The organism is Alistipes sp. dk3624 (assembly GCF_009557455.1).
Taxonomy (GTDB): Bacteria; Bacteroidota; Bacteroidia; order Bacteroidales; family Rikenellaceae; genus Alistipes_A; species Alistipes_A hominis.
Genome location: NZ_CP045651.1, coordinates 760,704 through 778,332, shown reverse-complemented (window position 1 = coordinate 778,332; position 17,629 = coordinate 760,704). Strand labels below are relative to the sequence as shown.

Genomic DNA, 17,629 nt, shown 5'->3' with positions numbered 1-17,629 from the left:
GAGCAGCCTTAAAAGAGAACAAATGTAACCGGACAAGAGAGTGCAAGCTGGAGATGGAAGCAAAATATCATCCGACACTGAATTGTACGCAGCCACCGACCTCTCCTATATCGAGATATGCCGGCAGTGCGGGGGGACTCTCAACGGATTTTCCCGTTATGTCAGTACCTACCATCGCCATTTGATGCAGGAACGCAACGGTATCAAATGAGTCCTGAGGAAGCCGGTAATATCAAGATGAACCAGCGGCACGGAGTTCTGAAACCCTACCTCGACAGTCTGACTGAAGCGTTAATTAAAAGGGTGAAACGTGGGAAGAAAGGTCGGAAATAAACGGCCGGGCGGGGATTGCATTCCCAATTACGTGTCCTGTGTAGGTTGGCAATAATAACATAGGCAACACAAAGAGAAAGGACAGAGTTTAAAACTTACGCAAGGCACATTGAGTATTCAATGAAAAAGCACTTGCAAAGGAATTTGCAAGTGCTTGATTTTTAAGCTCCTCAACAAGGAATTTTGCAATTTTTACAGTGTGGTGTATTTCAGTCTTTTATAAAGATGTCTTTCCCGTTTTTCTCCGATTTTGCACTATGCCAGTCGCTTTATACTTCTGGCTTTTGCTCATTACATGAATGTACCTTGCCTTGCTAAATCAGTCTGTATTCGCAAATATAAAAATATTTACTCAATAACGAACATTGTTCTATTAAAACATTAAACAAAAAATTATGATAAAGCATAATTGTCATTTTTTGACTTGATGCACAATATCATGTATCAATCAGATATAAGGTATTTTCTCAAACTCATATAGATTAATAGATTAGAAATTCAAAGCTAATTATATTTTGGGATAGTAAATCATGAAATATCTAATTTTAGTTTGGGATTTCCATAAAGATGTAAACAGGCCCATGCGGCAGGAGTTGAATATTGTTCGAACACTTTCATGTTTGCCTTAAAAACAGCTTGTTGTATTTCATAGCCATTATCCATTGACTCTAAAAAAATAGGAAGCCAAATTTCAGGAATGGATGCATTTAACCCCCAGCAAGGAGCAATAATGGCTTCATAGCCGAGTGCAATTGCTTGGAGAACAACTGAAGCTATACTATTTCGAAAAGATTCTGTTTTCATTGATCCGGAATAACAAACAAAAAAGATTAAGATTTTGCCATTACTAATAACTGAACTAACATCACAGTTTTTTGTTCCTTCTTGGAATATGAGATGTGTCTCGGAGATATTTTGAGCACCATGCGAACAAACTATGTTTATATCTGAAGACATTTTCTCAAGCATTTCAGACTGAGTATTAATTTGAAACTGATATTTATTTAATGTATTTTCAATATTGTTATATAGATAATTTATAGTTAGATCCCCGCTTTCGATAGGAATCCATATTGATTTTGAATAATTACGTAAAAGAATAGAGTTTTTTGTTCTAAATAATAACCATTCTGTTGATAATACATTTGTTATTGGCATTCTTAACGCAATAAAGTTTTTATTTTCGTCTAATAAAAGGTTATGAGGATAGCCAGATATCTCCAAGTCTTTCACGAGATAAATACTTTCTATATTCTTATTTATTAGTAAAGAAAAACTTTGTAGCTCTTTTTTTACTTCATTGCTTTGGTTGATATATTCTTCATTTGTTATCAATCTTACTTCTCCTTTTTCTTTAATTGTAAAGGCAAAACTAAAATCGAAGAAGTAATCCTGTTTTAGTAATTGCAAATATTTATCGTAATCCCATTGATCCTGTAATGAAAAACCATATTCTTTATTGTGTAATGTCAGTGTATATATTTTACTTTCCGAAAAGCCAATCCACAGTATTGCTGTATTTTCTTTTAATTGGAGTGCTGCATTAAAGTCATCTTGGTGCTCATATAATAAATCAAAATCGTTTAAATCTAATTTAGGTAATTTAAGCGGCATTGTTCCTATTACTTCTTTAGGGCGAAATAAGATACTAAAATCTGATTTTAGCATCATTGCGAGAATGAAACCTGCATTATCATAGTTTTTGAAACTTTCTTGAATAAGGCGACTGGCTATAGTGAGTGATATTTCATTATCATAGACAAAATCGGATGTATTTCTAGTTTCATTTAACTTTATCAACGATTCCTTAATTCTAGATTTGAGCATTGTGCTATCTCCTGTTAATATATCCTTAATACGATTTATGCTTTCATGAGGCACTATTGATTCGAACACATTTACGAAAAAGCCTAGTCCCGTTGGAGAAAAATCGGCATCAGGATAGATCCGTCTTATATTGTACAATAATGTCAGCCAAGGTATAGCACTGTGGATACCATCTTTAAATAATGTTTCTCTTTCCTTTCTTAAGAAATCTAACAGTATATCTGGCAGGCCATCTGTGTGGTCGGCAATAAGTGATGAATAATAAGCATGAGCCAATATGTTTTTTTCGTAATCACTAAGATTTAGATTATGTTGAAGTTTTTGATATAATGGCAAAATAAACTTTACTAGCCCTACATTTCTGAATAACCGAATTACTTGTCTACCTATTTCTAAAACGAACTCGTGATGATACGGCGGCTTTTTTATAAGACTCGCAACTAGACTTAAATTGACGAACATTAATGATGCATGAATGCTATTAGCATTTGAATATGCCTTAAACGCATTCACAAAACCTAATTCAGGAACTTTATCCTTATAGGACGCCATGATGATTTCTTCAACAAAATCTCGGTTTATTTGATAAAACTCGGACGTCGACAGTCTTTCGACTACACTTCCGGCAAGGAAGTAAAATAACTCTGGCATCTTAAAGTATAAAAGAAGTTGCCTTAGTGGAATTACATACATAAGTGCTGTTTCTACATCTTCATTATTCCAATTGATTTTTTCGCCTTGATAGTGAAGCGTATCTCTAAAGAATGATATGAGTTCAATCTTTTCAACATCTTTTAGCAAATCAAGATTGAAATATTCCTCTGATAACCGTTGACTCTTGTTTCTCGTGTATCCATCTTCAAGAAAAATATTCATATACTTTTTTACACTTTTACCACTCCACTTATATTTTGTTATAGATAGGTTTAATCGCATTAATTTTTTTTCTATTAGAATAGAATCAAAGAGATCTAAGAAAATTTTTATTGAATATAAAAGCGACGGCGATGAATTTTCTTCTAAACTGTAAAGAAATTTCGGATAATAATCCCAATAATTAGGATGAGATTCGACTAATGTTGAAAGTATATCTTTGTAAAGGCTCAAAATGTCTGACTCGTAATGAAAATGGCAATCATTAAGTCTCTCATAACGAAGCAAGTCATGAAATTTAATTATTAACTCTTTAAGTTTCTCCATTTTGATTTCAAATATAATTTATCTACTAAATATACGAACAAAATTTATATTCCTGTTTGGTGATTAATCAACATAGTAAAATCATGTATTCAATGGATATTTAAGGGAAACAAGATCGTCAGGATGCCTATATACTAATCAAACAGGGTATACTCGTGTTGAAAAAGTATTTCTAATAACCTGTTTCTATGGAGAATCAATTGATGATAATAGTTAATCAAACACAAGATCATTCTCGAAAAGACGCTCTTTTTTGTTGTATAATATGTGTTTTTTGAAAATAATCCGTAAGTTTGACCCGTTATCATTACGTCAAACTTGATTGATTATGGAGACTATTGCAGATAGTGACAGGTGTGCCGACAGGCGCATGATCCGTAACAAATAGTCCATTCCCTCGCCCGGCATGGACTGTTTCGGCCCGTGCCCTTTCCCACATCTTACATACAAAACTGCCTGAACCCGCGTACCGCATTTGGTCCGGGAGATTGGCCGCTTTATCCGAAACGGGACATTTCCTTTCCGGTCCAATTTGGTCCGAACAAATTGCGAATCAGAAAAATGCCCGAAATAGCGAAAAAAGCAAAAAAGTTCTTAAAAAGACACAAAATCGGAATACTCGGTCGTTGTTCATTGCAATTTGTTTCGTATATTTGAACAATGATTCGCCGAAATAGGTGGGTTGTTGGCTTTGTCCGCCCTTAAAATCTGGTACATTTTGAGAGACGAAGCACAAGAAAAGCCCTCACGCATTGGCCTACGCCTAATGCGGGGCATCCGATTTTGATTCCACGCATAGGCGTGGGCATCTTGTGCTTATATTCTCAGTAGGTTTACCAGAGCCTTAGGGTGGTATTTGTCACAATGATGCTCACGTTCTTTTTTTCGACGGATAGGAAACTTTAAAAATTATAAAGTTATGCTATCTTTGTGTGGTCACAATACGGTTTAGATCGTAACATATTGTAAAGGTTAAGACACCTTTATGCCTTTGGGTAAACTTACGAACTGTTATAGCGATATAACAGGTTTAGTCCGGCGTAAAATTGTCTGAAACCTGAGCTATGCCCCGGCACGTGCTGTCGGGGCGGGCTTGGGCGTAAGGATGATTACCGGAGAAGGCATCGTAAGGCCGACCCAAAGGGATTGTCCAAGCGTCCTCGCCCTTTTTTATTGCCTTACCGCAACGGGCCGGACGCCGGGAAATCGAATGAAGTATCAACTTCTATCCCGGTTACTATGTTACGGCCAAAATCGAAACCCTGTCATTTATCCGCAGCCGGAGAACTCCGGCCATGCGCGGCGTATTCCGATCCGAGCGTTCGGGAAAGCCCCGTATTTCCAAACCGAAAACTAAGGGAGTGCGCGGCGTTCGCCTGTTCCTGTGGGGGCGGCAGGCCGGGCAATCCCGTGCCGTCGCACTCCCTTTCCGATATTTCTTTTACCCACACCGATATAGGCCGGACACGCACCGATTTGTTTTCATGTCCGATGAAAACCGTTAGTAGACACTCGGCAGCGTTCCGGCTTATTACATTACCCTTTTTTACTAATTTTTTCATAGCCGGGGGACGTGCAATCCGGCAAGCAGTTGTCGTTAAAGGCGTATGGGTACGATTGCTTGGGTACGTCCCCCTTTTTTCGGGATATTCCAATTATTTATTCGATAGATGTTCTATAACACGGTCAGGCTGCGGGGCAAAACGGTTGTTTCCGGCCTTTATTAACTACTTCTTCTTTTCCGGGGGGCGTTCCCGGCAGGCGGTTGCGCGGGTAACTTCGTGTGCACGGTGGACTGAATCGCCTGAGCTTCGTCCCCCTTTTTTATGGCTCTACGAGCAATTTTTCATAATAACATTAGATTGGATGGGCCGAACCCCGGAGCGTTTACAGGAACGTTTCGGACGTTCGGCCTTTTTTTATGCTTACCGCTATGAGAATCGAATATGATAAACTGCAAATCCTGAACGACATCGACCCGTCGCATGCGGTAGCTTTTTCGGGCTACCGAAAGGAAAAAATCAAACTGACGGAAACGGATGCCGATTACACGTCCGTCCGCGAGCGTATCGTCCGGCGCACGGCAAGCGCCGTACTGCTGCTGCGCGATCAGGGTTACAATACTTTCCTCTGCGGCATGGCTACGGGTTTCGACCTGTGGGCGGGGCTGGCGGTACTGTCGCTGAAAAAGCACATGCCCGACCTGCGGCTGATCGCCGTCGTGCCGTTCCGGGGGCAGGCGAAAGGTTTTCCCTACGAGTTTAAAGAACTTCATTCGGCAGTGCTGGCCGCAGCAGATCGGCGCGTCTGCCTGCATGATACCTGTACGCGGTCGTGTTTCCATGAGCGCAACCGGGCGATGCTCGATCATGCGTCTGCACTGGTGTGCTACTACGATGGGCAGTCCGGCGGCACGGCCTACACGGTGGATTTAGCCCGCAAGCGGGATATGACGATTCTGAATCTGTGCGACGACGCACAGGAGTATAACAACAAAGCGGATGAGCGACTGATTTCGGAGATAATGAAGATAAAATAAAAGTGATGTATTATGTTTAAACAGGGCACGAACCGAACTTGTCTTTGCTGCGCAGGCGATTGGCGTTGCCTTGATTGTTAAAGACAAATAAAGTTTGTGCTTTTTTTATTAACCATTTTATTTAAATAATTATGAAAACGAAAAATCCACAATTCAAAGGTTCGCCGGTCGCCGCCGCCAATTTCAGGTGGAGCCTCGACTTTTTCCGGAACCACGATGTTACGACCGTCGGGTACAATTTAATTCCCGACGAGGTGCTGGAAGCATGGGTCGCGCCCGACCCGCAGCAATTAATCTCCGACATGGCCGACGGCAAAGCCGATCCGGACAGCACCCTGCCGTTCGCCGTTTATGCGTGCGCCTACGGTCATCACGACAAGATTTACGCCGCGATTCTCAACGATGATTCGTACGCTACACCTTACGAGAAGGTCATCGAAGATTTCTTTCCGTTTCAGGAAGCCCTGCATTATATCGTGGAAATGAATAAAAAGCGGTTTTATTTCCTGACGTTTCCTATCCTGCATTTCAAAGCCCTGCCCGAAATGCTATCTCAGCTAAGAGAGGCCGTTCAAAGACTCGGCGTTTTACAGCTATAAAGCAGATTTGTCCGGTTCGTAATCAGGCTTACTTTCCGATTCCGGACAAATCGGCGGGGAACGGGCTCCGCAATGCCCGTTCCCTTATTGATATCCTCATCATGGTACGAACCGTTTGCCCACTAACCTGATAATCAATGAAAACGGCGACGGCCCAAGCCGGACGGAGCGATCCGCCCGGCTTTTTTATTTACCGTTGCATGGTATGTCCTTTCTTTTTCTTGCGTCGGTACTTGCGGGCCAGATTTTCGCGTATCTCGTCGAGTTCGTCGGGCGGCAGCGGTTCGTTTTCCAGTCCAACGGCCACGAAATCGAGTGCTCCCAGAAGCGACGATACGGGATCGTCCGGGACGGTCGCCCGCTGCGGCGCGTTCGCCATGCTGATGGGGCACTCCGCCTGTGGGATGGTCTGCGGCTGTACCGGCGTTTTTCCTTGCGGCGGATCTGCGCGTAATGCCGGGACGATTTTGGGGGTTTGCGTTTTTTGTTCCGGCGACTGCACGGTTTTCGGGGTTTGTGCGTTTCGTACCTGCGGCAGCTTCGGCAACAGCGCCGCCCGATCCGCGCGGGGATTGTTGAACAACTCCTGAAAGACGTTGGCCGAATAGTTTTTACCCAACCGCGAACCGTTAAGCACCATTTTCGTATTGTGGTCGATAAAGGTCACGCCGTAGATGCGCCCGCTGCTGGCGTTTTCCCGGAACAGCGCGTCGATGCCGCGCCGTTTCAGGTGTTCCGTAAATTCGCCTTTGGTGCGGGATTCGTGCATGGCGCGGATCACTTCGTCGCGGGTGCGGGATTTGAGTTCTGCCGAGCCGATGTATTTCTCCAAATCGGACAGTCGCTTTTTCTCCAACCGTTCGAATCCCACGTCTTTCCCGATCCGGCTGGATTTGATCGGAACGCCGACGGGTTCCCCTTTGTCGTTCAGGGCCGAATAGACGAGGCCGTGATAACGCTGGCCCTGGTGTTCCCCTTTGCGTTCTTCCAGACCGACGTTATACAGGTTCAGCAGCGCATTGAGTTCTGGAAACGATCCGAATTTATACTGCTGGGTCAGCAACCGCACGACCGAAGATATTTGTTGTTTGAGGTTTTCATGGCCGTATTCCACTTTTTTGATTCGTCCCAAATCCTGCACGGCCTGCCTGTCGGACGGGTGCAGGCCGTATGTACGTTCCATGTCTTTGAGAATCGGGACAGACCGGTTTTGGACTTCCTTGTAGTCGTCGATCTTCGTCCCGTCCTCGCGCATCCGCACCGAAACGATGTGTACGTGTTCGCGGTCGATGTCCCGGTGTCGGAACACGTAATAGGGCTGATCGCCGTAGCCCATGCGCTGCATGTATTCCTGCATGAAAACGGTCAGCCGTTCGTCCGTCAGCTCGTCTTTGGGATCGGGATTGAGCGAAGCGTGGAAAACGGTTTTAGTCAGGTTATGGCCGGAGTTCATATACGGTTCGAAACTTCGCATGGCGCGGTGCATGTCGAACGGCGCGGACGGATCGGACGGCATGGCTACGCGGTTTCCGAACAGTAAATCGGCCTGTCCCGCATTTACTTTCTCCGCGTTATACATGAGCGCACCGTACAGGTTGCTGCCGCCTCTGCTTATTATTCCAATCATTTTTGCTCGAATTGACGGGTAAGTTCGATCACGCTACGGTCGAGCGTTTGAAGCTCCCCGGTGTATTTTTCCAACCGGGCTAACAGGGCGACCGCGCGGCGCTCGTTGAAATTGGTGTGAATCGCTTTTGTGACCTGATTGTAGTTTACACCCACCGACCGCATCAGGGTAAACAGCGAGGTCAGGCGGTTGTAATAGTCGTAAGCCGCCTTGTCGATCTTCACGACTTTAAAGTCTCAGCCGAAAATCCGGGAGAGAATGAATTTCGATTTGTTCGTTGCGCCCGATTTGTCGAGCATGTTCAGAAATTTTGCGTTCTGGGCTTCGTTCAGCCGGAACGTGTAGCGGTAGGTTTTCACGTCTTTCGAACCGCCGCTGCCGCCTTTGTTTTTTCGCATGGCTAAAAGATTTAAAAGTTTAACGACTTCGGAGTTAAACCCCTCCCGATAAGATCGGGACCGTGCTGTCGGACAAAACGGAGTTTGTCGGACGAGCACACTTCTTGCTCTTTGCTCGTCGCAAAGAAAATCCGTCCAAAGGACGGAAGGTGTTGCTTCGCAACCTTTGGTCCGATAAATTGGCAGGGGGATTGTTCCGGGGACAAAGGTACGGCGGCTTTTCCCGGATGGGCACGCAAAAGGGCCGGAAATAACTGGAAACAACCGGAACGACTGTATAAAACCGGGATTTCGGGATTTCTTTTGTCCGTGTCTTCAGGCTGTGTGTACGGATTGCACACGGTATAATCCGGCAACGTAGTATTCCGTGTGAACCGGAGAAACAAAAAACATCCGGGACACTATGGATACATAGTGTACTTCGCATACGGAGTACCCGATTGATCTGCCGGACACAATGGATACACCGTGTATTTAGTATATCTGTGCTGATCGCGGAGATCGCGGAGATCGTGGAGATCGTGAAGATCGTGAAGATCGTGGAGATCGCGGAGATCGCGGAGATCGCGGAGATCGCGGAGATCGTGGAGATCGTGGAGATCGTGAAGATCGTGAAGATCGTGGAGATCGCGGAGATCGCGGAGATCGCGGAGATCGCGGAGATCGTGGAGATCGTGGAGATCGTGAAGATCGTGAAGATCGTGGAGATCGTGAAGATCGTGGAGATCGCGGAGATCGTGAAGATCGTGGAGATCGTGAAGATCATGGAGATCGTGGAGATCATGGAGATCATGGAGATCGTGAAGATCGCGGAGATCATGGAGATCGTGAAACCGTACATACGATATACTCCGCTTAATATTCCTCGGCACACCAAACAAAAAGGTCAACTATTTAAGTTGACCTTTTTGTTTGGTGTGTAGGTTATCCCGATTTAAAAATCATAGGGACATACGTGATTCTTTTCCAACAGCTTTTCGATCCCGGATTCGGGATAGAGGATTCTGCCGCCGACCGAAGTGTAAGGAATTACTCGGCTGTCCCGGTACTCCTGCAAGGTGCGCTTGCTGATATGGAAGATTCGGCAAATCTCCTCGCCGGTTAAATAGCGTTCATTGCAGATGGGCGGTTTTAAATGCGCCGATACCTGTTCGATTTTAGCGATTGCCGTTTCGATGCTTCCGATCAATTCCCTGAACTCGTCGGAACCGCGATCAATGATGTCGTCCATAATTAGCGGGAGTTCGGTTTGACGGCGGCCTTTGCAAGCAAGGCGTTGATAATTTCGGCCTTGTAATAAATCTTATTCCCGATAAAGGAATAAGGAACCGTGCCGGTACTGCGGTAATACTGCAATGTCCGTTTGGAAATTCCGAGTGCAAGACATACTTCCTGCGAATCGAGTCACTGGCCGGCTTTCTTTTCGCCGAATGTTCGGGAAAACAGATTGACCTGTTGTGTCAAGTCGGCAAGACGCTGTTTGATTTTTTCATACGCCTTGGTTTCGATAAGAATGTAATCCATAAGTTAAGTAGATTTTAATTAAACAATCGCGCCGCTCTGATAAGCGGCTGCCGGTACAAAAGAAATACGCAAATACCCGATTGATACACCCTTTCCGGTTACTTCCGGTTGTTTCCGGCCGAAACCGGGGGAGGGGGTTTCTGAGACCTTAAAAATCTCGGAAACCCCCTCCCTCGGTTTTGGCGTTTCTGCTTACAACGGCTCTCTAAGTTTATTCGCTAATGTCTGCATTTCACGACCTATTTTTGTGTCCGTGATTTTTGCATAAATCTGAGTGGATCGGATATTGTCGTGTCCCAACATTCTGGAAACGCTTTCCAACGAAACTCCGTTTGAAAGTGTGACGGTCGTTGCGAACGTATGTCTGGCGATGTGCATTGTAATGGTTTTATGAATGTCGCATATATCTGCGATTTCCAGTAAATAACTGTTTAGTTTTTGATTGGATGAAACGGGCAACAAAACATTTTCCGATATGCACACGGGATGTTCTTTGTATTTCTCGATAATACGGCGGGCGGGTTCCAACAACGGAATCCGGCACATGTTTTTTGTTTTTTGACGGGTTTTGTAAATCCAGACATTGTTTTGATTATCTGTTGCAAGATGCTCCGGCGTCAGACACTTTACGTCGATGTAAGATAAGCCGGTGTAGCAACAGAATACAAAGATGTCCCGAACCAGTTTTAACCGTTCTATGTGAATTTCTTTCGTAATGATACGGTTTAATTCTTCTTGTGTCAGAAAGTCTTTCTCTACGGGGTATTCTTTCAGTTTGTAATTCTCGAACGGATTGCGTTTGATCCACTCGTTGATTAGTGCGATCCGAATAATTTTTTTCAGTGCTTTCAGGTGTTTGACGGCGGAATTATGGATACATTTTTTATCTGTTTTCAGAAAAATGTCGAAATCGGATATGAACTGATAAGTGATTTCGGAAATACATAAATCGCTACACCGGTATTGCCGTTGTATAAACTCTTTCAGGTGTTTGATCGTCACATTATACCGGTCTGCGGTTTTTTGAGAAAATTCCTTGCCTACCAATGCGTTCATTTTTTTGTTATGGTCGGCGAATAATTCCAGAATGGTTTTAGAGGACTGGTTTTGTCCGAGAAACCGCTGCTTGATGATTCGTGCGGTTATTTCCTTATTATTTTGTTCCAGTTCTCGGTGGATGCTGTAAATGGATACCCGGACGCTGTCGAGATAACGGTTTAATTCGATGGAAAGATCGTCATTCCCTAAAATGCGTTCTTTCTTTGAGTCCCAGTTCTCCGGCTTCACGGCACGTTTTAACAGAAATTCATCCCGGATGCCGTTTACCGTGATGCGGACAATGATCGTTGATTCTCCTGTTTTAAGCAATCTTGTTCTTTTAATAAAGAACAGAATGGCGAATGTTCGTCTTTTCATAGCTACTGATTTTTAATGACACAAAATTATTAGACCAGAGCTGACTTGTCAAGAGGCAAAACATTGCATAATAATGCGTTAACGCTAAATCGGGGGCGCTTTTCGGGCGATTTTGAATAACCCCCGAATAAGGCTGGAAATCGGTGTGTAAAATTGCACCTTTTCTCTTTGTACCAGAAAAAGAAAACCCGATAAATCGTTGATTTACCGGGTTTTTCATCTTTTTTCTTTACTGAAGTTGCTCCTCAACAAGGACTTGAACCTTGGACCCCCTGATTAACAGTCAGGTGCTCTAACCAACTGAGCTATTGAGGAATATGTTTCCAAAAGAGAGCGGTTGAAGTTTTTTAATCGAACCCGATGTTTCTCTTTTGCGAGTGCAAATATATACCAAATAATTTATTCTGCAAACAGTTTTGGTAAAAATATCTTCGCTTTTTGCTATTACGACCGCGGGCGTGGCGTATCGGGAATATTGGTGTCGGTCGAGGCGGTCTTCCGTTCGAATGAAATAAAAAAATCCGGAACGTTTCTGATCCTCAGAAAACGTTCCGGATAGGATCGGGATCGGTTACGGGAACCGGGTCCGATCGACGGGCGGCGAATTGTGGAACGCCGTCCGCCGGTTGTTATTGCTGGAAAATTTCTTTGTACTTGTTGATAAAATAGACCGGTGTACAACTCCAGGCATGGCAGTAGCTGTTGATCGGGTAGAAATTATAGGGGGATTTAAAGTCGTCCTTCGGATCGTACACTTCCCAGAAAGTGTCGGCTCCCTTGCGGATCATACTGCCCCAGTAATCGACCAGCAGTTCTTTTGCCTGCCGGTTCATGCCGCAGTGCAGCATTGCTTCGATCAGATAGTGGTAGGCGTAAGGAGAGCCCGGATAACAGCTTGCCGGATCGGCAAATGCGGCTTCGAGCGCCCGGACGCTCTCTTTTTGGGACAGCGTGCCCGAAAGAATCATCCATACCTGCGATAGGTAGGAAACCTGCCTGTCCGGGCCGGATACGACGACTCCGTTTTTCGAATCGTAGAAGTTTTTCCGCGAAGCCTTCCGCATGGCTTTGACAACTCCGGGCCATTCGGCCACTTCCTGTTCGCGTCCGAGCATCCGAGCGAGTTCGTAGCTCCGGTCGATGGCGAAAGTCATCAGCCCCTGCATCGGCGCGTGGCGGTTCAGGTCTTCTTTCCAGTCGAAAACAAGCCACCATTGCGGTTTCTTGTCCATGTCGTAGATGCCGTCTTTGAGGTAGGTGCGGGCGAATTCGATCTGGCGCACCACCACCGGCCATAGATCTTCGGCGGTTTCGCGGTCGCCGGTGGCCTTCAGATATTCGTACAGGGTCACTCCGTAGAGCAGGCTGTAATCCATGCAGTGTTGCCCGGTTTGCGGGTGCGGGTCGGGATATTCGAACACCGTCGCATGCAACCAGCCGTCTTCGTCGGCCAGCGCGGCGAGCAGGTAGAGGCAGCGCCGGGTAAGTTCATGGTTCTTGAACGAGTAGGTATTGGCGAGGGATTCGAGGTACAAGTCGCCGATCCACAGCCGTTGGTCGCGTTTCGGGCCGTCTTCGTAGACGGTCTGCATACACTCTTTCAGCGTGGTCAGGCCCGTCCGGTTGATCTGGGCGATTATGGGATCCGTGGTCGGAGCCAGTTCTTCGGGCGTGCCGCTCGCCGACGTTACGGCGGTAAACTGCATGTCGGTAATGGCGAAATCGAACGACGAATGGGCCAGCATCTCGATCTTTACATAACGGAAGGCCATACGGCGGGGCAGCGTGACCGTCGCCGGCGCGCGCATCACGGTGACCACTTCGTCCTGCAGCCATGCGCGGCTCAGACCGCCCGGATAGGGATCGAATGGGGTATTCAGTTCGGCGGGCACCTCGGCGAACGTCAGGCGGAACCGCAACGGAGCGTCGGCGTCGGTGTTCAGTTTGCCGATCGTGAACGAGAAGTAGCCGGTAAGATGTTCCCCGAAATCGACGGTCACCTCTTTCAGCGCCTTGAACGATTGGTTGTACAGCGTTTCCATGCCGTCGGTCTCGACCATCTTCCAGCCCTGGAAGGCGTCCGGATCCTTTTCGCTGCGGACGAGGCATTGCGGTTTTTTGACGGTTTCGGTTAGTTTCGGCATGTTGTCGGCGGCTTTGCGCAGCCAGTTTTCCCGTTCTGCGGCGAAGGCTACCGGCTGGGCATGCACCGATGCGGCGGTCGCCCCGAGAAGTACTACGGATTGCAACAGGTGTACGATTTTTCTCATCGAGTCAGATTTAGGTTAAAAAATATATGCGGTTAAAATATGAGTCCGTATGTCGTTTCGTGTCCGAAAGATCAATTCCCCAGCGAGCGGACGAATTCCAGAGCCTCCTGGCTCAGGTAACGGTCCGTCCGGTCAATCCAACCCGATTTCGGAAGTTCCGTACGCTGTTTGTCGATGCGTCCCGTGATCGGATAGGTCGGTTTGCTCAACGTTTCGTAACGGGCGCGCTGCGACGGACGGATCGTTCGGGTGAAGACCTGCTCTTTGGTCGGCTTGCGCTCGATTTCCCATTTGAATCCTTTCATCAACTGCGACTGCGTTTCCGGAATTTTATCCATCGGGTAGATCGAATAGGACGGGTTGCCTCGGTAGACGATCTCGCTGACCTGCCGCTCGGTGAATCGGAACGTGATGTCGGCGCATTCCGCGACCAAGAATCCGCTGATGTACCGGTCGGTACTGTCTCCGTCCTCCATGTAGTAGTAGGTTTGGCCGTTTCCGTTCACATCGGTTTTGAAGATCTCCCCATTGTTGAAGTAGGTTTCGATCACTTTGCCTTTCACCTGGTTGAAATGCGTCGAATCGACCCTCGAGCACATCAGCGGTTCCCCTCTGAACACCGCTTTTTCGATGGTTTGGTTTTTCGTGAAGATATCGACCGTCTGGGCCGTGATTTGGTTTTCCCCGTTCCACAGCACCGGATTGGTGTACATGTGGATCGTCGAGTCGATCGAGAACCCCACGATCGAGTCACACACGGCCTGGAAATCCGAGCGGTAGATGCGCACGTTGTAATATCCGCGGACGATCCTTACCAGCGAATCCGCCGGATCGACGATTGCCGCCGAATCGGCGGCCGCTTTTACCGTCGCCGAGTCCGCGGCAGGGGCGGGGGAGGGCGCTTTCTGCACGGTCGAATCCGGGGAGGTCGCCAGCGTGTCCGCTGCGAAAACCTGTTGCAGCGAATCCAGTTTCAGCAGGGCCAGCGTATCTTCCGAAGTGGCTTTGCCTTTGAGGAACCGGCGGGCCAGCTCTTTGCGCTGCCGCGCCCATTCCTGTTCCTGCTGGGCCCGGGCGATCGCCGCTGCTTTTTCTCGCGAGGCTTTGATCTTCGCTTTGATTTTTGCGGTGCGTGCTTCTTCCTTTTCTTTTCGGAGTCTTTCTTTTTCGAGCTTTTTAGGGTCTACCGGCCGTTCTTTCGCCTTTCGGACGGAGTCGCTCGTCGATACGGAGTCCGGTACGGGGGGCTCCGATTGCGCCAGGGAGTCGGCCGTTTCGCCCGGGATGTTCCGTTGCGCGGAGTCGGCCGGGGTTTCCGTGTCGTTTCCGGCCGGAACCGGGGGCGGAGCGGGGGCAGACGCAGGTGGCGGAGCTTGCCCGTCCGGGAGCGTCGGAATCGGCGGACGTCCCGGCCCGTTCGTCGCGGGACGGACCGCCGCGCTGTCTGCGGCAGGAAACGGTGCGGGAGTTTCCGCTGCCAGCGAATCCGCCGTTTTCTGCGTCGGAACAGAGTCGTTGCGGAAACGGTTCAGCGTATAGATGAAGATGCTGTCCGAGCGCATGAAAACGGTATCGGGTTGTTCCCCCTCCTCGTAGCTAAGCACCGATGGGTCGCGGGTCAGCAGGGCTTGTTTTTTATCGCCCCAGTATTGGCCGTAATCGCCGAAAGCCATGGCTTTTTGTTCCTGGTCGGCGATCTGGATGTTGTTTCGCAATACCGCGTCCTGTCCGGTTTGCCGGTACACGATTGTGTCGGCCCACAGTTCCTGGGTTTTGGTCATGATATAGGAGCTGTCGGTGAACGTATAAAGGTCTTCCTTGGCATTGTAGCTGCCCCGGCGGGCCGTGAGAAATTCGTCCTGGTCGTTCCAGATGTAGGACGGCGTATCGAAAGTCGCGATTTCGGTGTCCATGTTATACGTTACCGAATCGGAGCTGATCGTATATTGCGGGTTTTGCATTTCGACGTTCCGTACGCCGATCAGCTCGCGGTTGTCGGCGTAGTAATACCCTTCGTCGGACTCCATTAGGTTGTCTTTCTGCGACATGGTTCCCCCGCCGTAATAGCGTCCGATGTTGGTCAGCGTGTTGAACGTAAAATTATAGGTGTACAGCGTAGCGTCCTTGTCCACCATTTTGATCAGCGGGGAATAGATGCGCGCTTCGTTCAGCAGCCCGTTGTAGTCGGCCTTGTCGCCGTAGATGAACGTGCTGTCCTTGTTGACGACCACGTTGCGGTAACAGTCCATCATGCGGTCGCTGTACCGGATTGCGCTGTCGCAGGTAATGACGGCCCCGTTGTGGAAAAAGACGACGTGCCCGACCAGGCACAGCGCCGTGGAGTCGGCTATCTTGATGCTGGACATCACGTCGGCCCGGAAGTCCACGGTCGTGACTTCCTGCCCCCGTACGCCTGCTATGCAGGCCAGCAGCAGCACCGCGAACGCGGCGGCTATGCGACTTCTTCGGATCACCGGCAGTGAATTATTTAAGGAGTTCTTTGTGCTGGAAATCGCAGTCGTGGAATTCCTTGTCGATCCGGATGTACATTCCCTCGATCTTGCTTGCGAGCCACTTGTCGAAAACTTCCTGCTGTTTCTGGGCGAGGGTCAGTTTCTCGATCTGCTTGTAGTCTTCGTTCAGGTTGGCCGAATGGGTCGGGATGACCTCCTTGAGCATGACCAGCTTGCACAGCAGGCTTCCGTGCGTGTCGACGGCGGCGAAAGGTTTCGACACCTCGCCGGGGGTCAGCGTTTGCAGTGCTTCCAGGTCTTCCCGGTTCAGGTTTTCCTTGTAGAACTTCGTCGAAGCTTCCGACGGGTCGACCATTCCCCGGTAGTAGAATTCGAGTTGTTCCATATTGGATACGATCCCGCCGTTTTTAGCGGAAAAGCGGTCTTCCGAATATTTTTCCACGGCTTTTTCGAACGTCAGGTTGCCGGCCTTGATCTCCCTGCTGACGCTGTCCAACAGGTCGTAAGGTTCTTCCATATCTTTCTGGGTGTACTGCGGCTTGATCAGGATGTGGCGGACGTGGTACTGGCTGCCCGTTTTGTCGATCATCTGGATCAGGTGGAATCCGTATTCGGTCTCCACGACTCCCGATACTTGTCCCGGTTTGAGCTGCGACATCGCCTTGGCGAACGGCTCCACCATCATGTCTTTGGTAACCGTACCTACGTCGCCCCCCCGAGACGCCGATCCCGGGTCTTCGGAGTAGATACGCGCCAGCATGTCGAACTTGTCCCCTTTCAGGATCCGCTCGCGCAGTTCGAGCAGGCGTTCCTGCGCCCGCATCTTGGCATTTTCCGCTGCGGAAGGATAACGGACGATCTGCGCGTATACGTATTGTTCCGGGATGACCGGAATACTGTCCTTGGACTGCCGTTTGAAATATTTTTCGACTTCACCCGGAGTGACGGTGACTTTGTTCTTCACCGTATTCTCCATTTCGTAGGCGTAGCTGTCTTCCTGGGCGCTTCTCTTCATATCCGCCCGTATGTCGAATATCGGCTTGTGGTAGTACATTTCGAGCGCGGCCAGCGATCCGAACTTTTCGGTTTCGTCGTTCAGGCGATCCTGCACCTTCTGGTCGATGATGCGTTCGTTATAGATCTTGATCGAGTCGATCTGGGACTGGTTGTAGAGCACTTTCTGGACGATCAAGTGTTCGAGCGCCTCGCAACGCGGATCCCGTCCGGAAGTATAACCCGTCTCTTTCTGCTGATCGATCAGCGATTGGGTCAGCCTTTCCAGGTCGGAATAGAGCACCATCGAATTCCCGACCACGGCGATCACCTTGTCCGCCGTAAACTGCTGCTGCGCCGCAGCCCGGTTACACAAAGCGCAGGCGAGCAATCCGCCCAGAACGATCTTCAATTGATATCCACGCATCG

The 17,629-nt window shown here is 48.1% G+C and carries 11 protein-coding genes, 1 tRNA gene and 2 pseudogenes; 3 read left to right on the top strand and 11 right to left on the bottom strand.

Translation table 11 applies throughout. The annotated features are described in order from the left end of the window. Positions 1 to 861: 861 nt before the first annotated feature. Positions 862 to 3,360 (bottom strand): hypothetical protein, encoded by a 2,499-nt coding sequence (locus tag GFH31_RS03265; protein WP_153498228.1) that lies wholly within the window; start codon positions 3,358 to 3,360, stop codon positions 862 to 864. A gap of 1,933 nt (positions 3,361 to 5,293) precedes the next feature. Here GFH31_RS03265 and GFH31_RS03260 point away from each other — a divergent pair. Together GFH31_RS03260 and GFH31_RS03255 are read left to right on the top strand one after the other, a co-directional pair. Next, positions 5,294 to 5,899 (top strand): SLOG family protein, encoded by a 606-nt coding sequence (locus GFH31_RS03260; RefSeq protein WP_172970795.1) that lies wholly within the window; start codon positions 5,294 to 5,296, stop codon positions 5,897 to 5,899. A gap of 131 nt (positions 5,900 to 6,030) precedes the next feature. Beyond that, the gene (locus tag GFH31_RS03255) at positions 6,031 to 6,498 is read left to right on the top strand and encodes a hypothetical protein (protein ID WP_153498230.1); all 468 of its coding nucleotides are present in this window, start codon (positions 6,031 to 6,033) and stop codon (positions 6,496 to 6,498) included. Positions 6,499 to 6,688: 190 nt separating this feature from the next. Here GFH31_RS03255 and mobB read toward each other — a convergent pair whose 3' ends face one another. Together mobB and mobA are read right to left on the bottom strand one after the other, a co-directional pair. After that, the gene (gene mobB, locus GFH31_RS03250) at positions 6,689 to 8,125 is read right to left on the bottom strand and encodes a conjugal transfer protein MobB (protein WP_153498231.1); all 1,437 of its coding nucleotides are present in this window, start codon (positions 8,123 to 8,125) and stop codon (positions 6,689 to 6,691) included. Continuing rightward, positions 8,122 to 8,523: pseudogene (gene mobA, locus GFH31_RS12855) on the bottom strand (conjugal transfer protein MobA). Before mobA ends, mobB begins: the two are co-directional and overlap by 4 nt. Before the next feature lie 485 nt (positions 8,524 to 9,008). Between mobA and GFH31_RS03235 the strand changes: the two are divergent. Beyond that, positions 9,009 to 9,446, top strand: a complete 438-nt coding sequence (locus GFH31_RS03235; protein WP_153498233.1) for a hypothetical protein — start codon at positions 9,009 to 9,011, stop codon at positions 9,444 to 9,446. Between the two features lie 11 nt (positions 9,447 to 9,457). Here GFH31_RS03235 and GFH31_RS03230 read toward each other — a convergent pair whose 3' ends face one another. The 8 genes and pseudogenes from GFH31_RS03230 to GFH31_RS03195 all read right to left on the bottom strand — a co-directional run bounded on the left by GFH31_RS03230 (position 9,458) and on the right by GFH31_RS03195 (position 17,627). After that, a complete protein-coding gene (locus GFH31_RS03230) occupies positions 9,458 to 9,754 on the bottom strand; it encodes a helix-turn-helix domain-containing protein (RefSeq protein WP_153498234.1) in 297 nt (98 codons plus the stop codon). A 2-nt stretch (positions 9,755 to 9,756) separates the two neighbouring features. Then, positions 9,757 to 9,927, bottom strand: a pseudogene (locus GFH31_RS03225) (helix-turn-helix domain-containing protein); the annotation flags it as partial. Positions 9,928 to 10,239: 312 nt separating this feature from the next. Continuing rightward, positions 10,240 to 11,463: a site-specific integrase gene (locus GFH31_RS03220; RefSeq protein WP_153498236.1), complete on the bottom strand. Its 1,224-nt coding sequence runs from the start codon at positions 11,461 to 11,463 to the stop codon at positions 10,240 to 10,242. Next, positions 11,426 to 11,683, bottom strand: a complete 258-nt coding sequence (locus GFH31_RS03215) for a hypothetical protein (protein ID WP_153518034.1) — start codon at positions 11,681 to 11,683, stop codon at positions 11,426 to 11,428. The genes GFH31_RS03220 and GFH31_RS03215 overlap by 38 nt, the downstream gene beginning before the upstream one ends. A gap of 21 nt (positions 11,684 to 11,704) precedes the next feature. Beyond that, positions 11,705 to 11,778, bottom strand: a tRNA-Asn gene (locus GFH31_RS03210). Between the two features lie 314 nt (positions 11,779 to 12,092). Beyond that, a complete protein-coding gene (locus GFH31_RS03205; protein WP_153498237.1) occupies positions 12,093 to 13,733 on the bottom strand; it encodes a family 78 glycoside hydrolase catalytic domain in 1,641 nt (546 codons plus the stop codon). A gap of 71 nt (positions 13,734 to 13,804) precedes the next feature. Further along, positions 13,805 to 16,207 carry an OstA-like protein gene (locus GFH31_RS03200; protein ID WP_228385794.1) on the bottom strand — a complete coding sequence of 801 codons (2,403 nt, stop codon included), beginning with the start codon at positions 16,205 to 16,207 and terminating at the stop codon, positions 13,805 to 13,807. Positions 16,208 to 16,217: 10 nt separating this feature from the next. After that, entirely contained in the window at positions 16,218 to 17,627 is a 1,410-nt protein-coding gene (locus GFH31_RS03195) for a peptidylprolyl isomerase (RefSeq protein ID WP_153498238.1), read from the bottom strand. Between the last annotated feature and the right edge of the window lie 2 nt (positions 17,628 to 17,629).

Bases quoted from the DNA above. Each gene is read 5' to 3' on its own strand.
- GFH31_RS03265 (WP_153498228.1), bottom strand. From the start codon at position 3,360: ATGGAGAAACTTAAAGAGTTAATAATTAAATTTCATGACTTGCTTCGT.
- GFH31_RS03260 (WP_172970795.1), top strand. From the start codon at position 5,294: ATGAGAATCGAATATGATAAACTGCAAATCCTGAACGACATCGACCCG.
- GFH31_RS03255 (WP_153498230.1), top strand. From the start codon at position 6,031: ATGAAAACGAAAAATCCACAATTCAAAGGTTCGCCGGTCGCCGCCGCC.
- mobB (WP_153498231.1), bottom strand. From the start codon at position 8,125: ATGATTGGAATAATAAGCAGAGGCGGCAGCAACCTGTACGGTGCGCTC.
- GFH31_RS03230 (WP_153498234.1), bottom strand. From the start codon at position 9,754: ATGGACGACATCATTGATCGCGGTTCCGACGAGTTCAGGGAATTGATC.
- GFH31_RS03220 (WP_153498236.1), bottom strand. From the start codon at position 11,463: ATGAAAAGACGAACATTCGCCATTCTGTTCTTTATTAAAAGAACAAGA.
- GFH31_RS03215 (WP_153518034.1), bottom strand. From the start codon at position 11,683: ATGAAAAACCCGGTAAATCAACGATTTATCGGGTTTTCTTTTTCTGGT.
- GFH31_RS03205 (WP_153498237.1), bottom strand. From the start codon at position 13,733: ATGAGAAAAATCGTACACCTGTTGCAATCCGTAGTACTTCTCGGGGCG.
- GFH31_RS03195 (WP_153498238.1), bottom strand. From the start codon at position 17,627: ATGCGTGGATATCAATTGAAGATCGTTCTGGGCGGATTGCTCGCCTGC.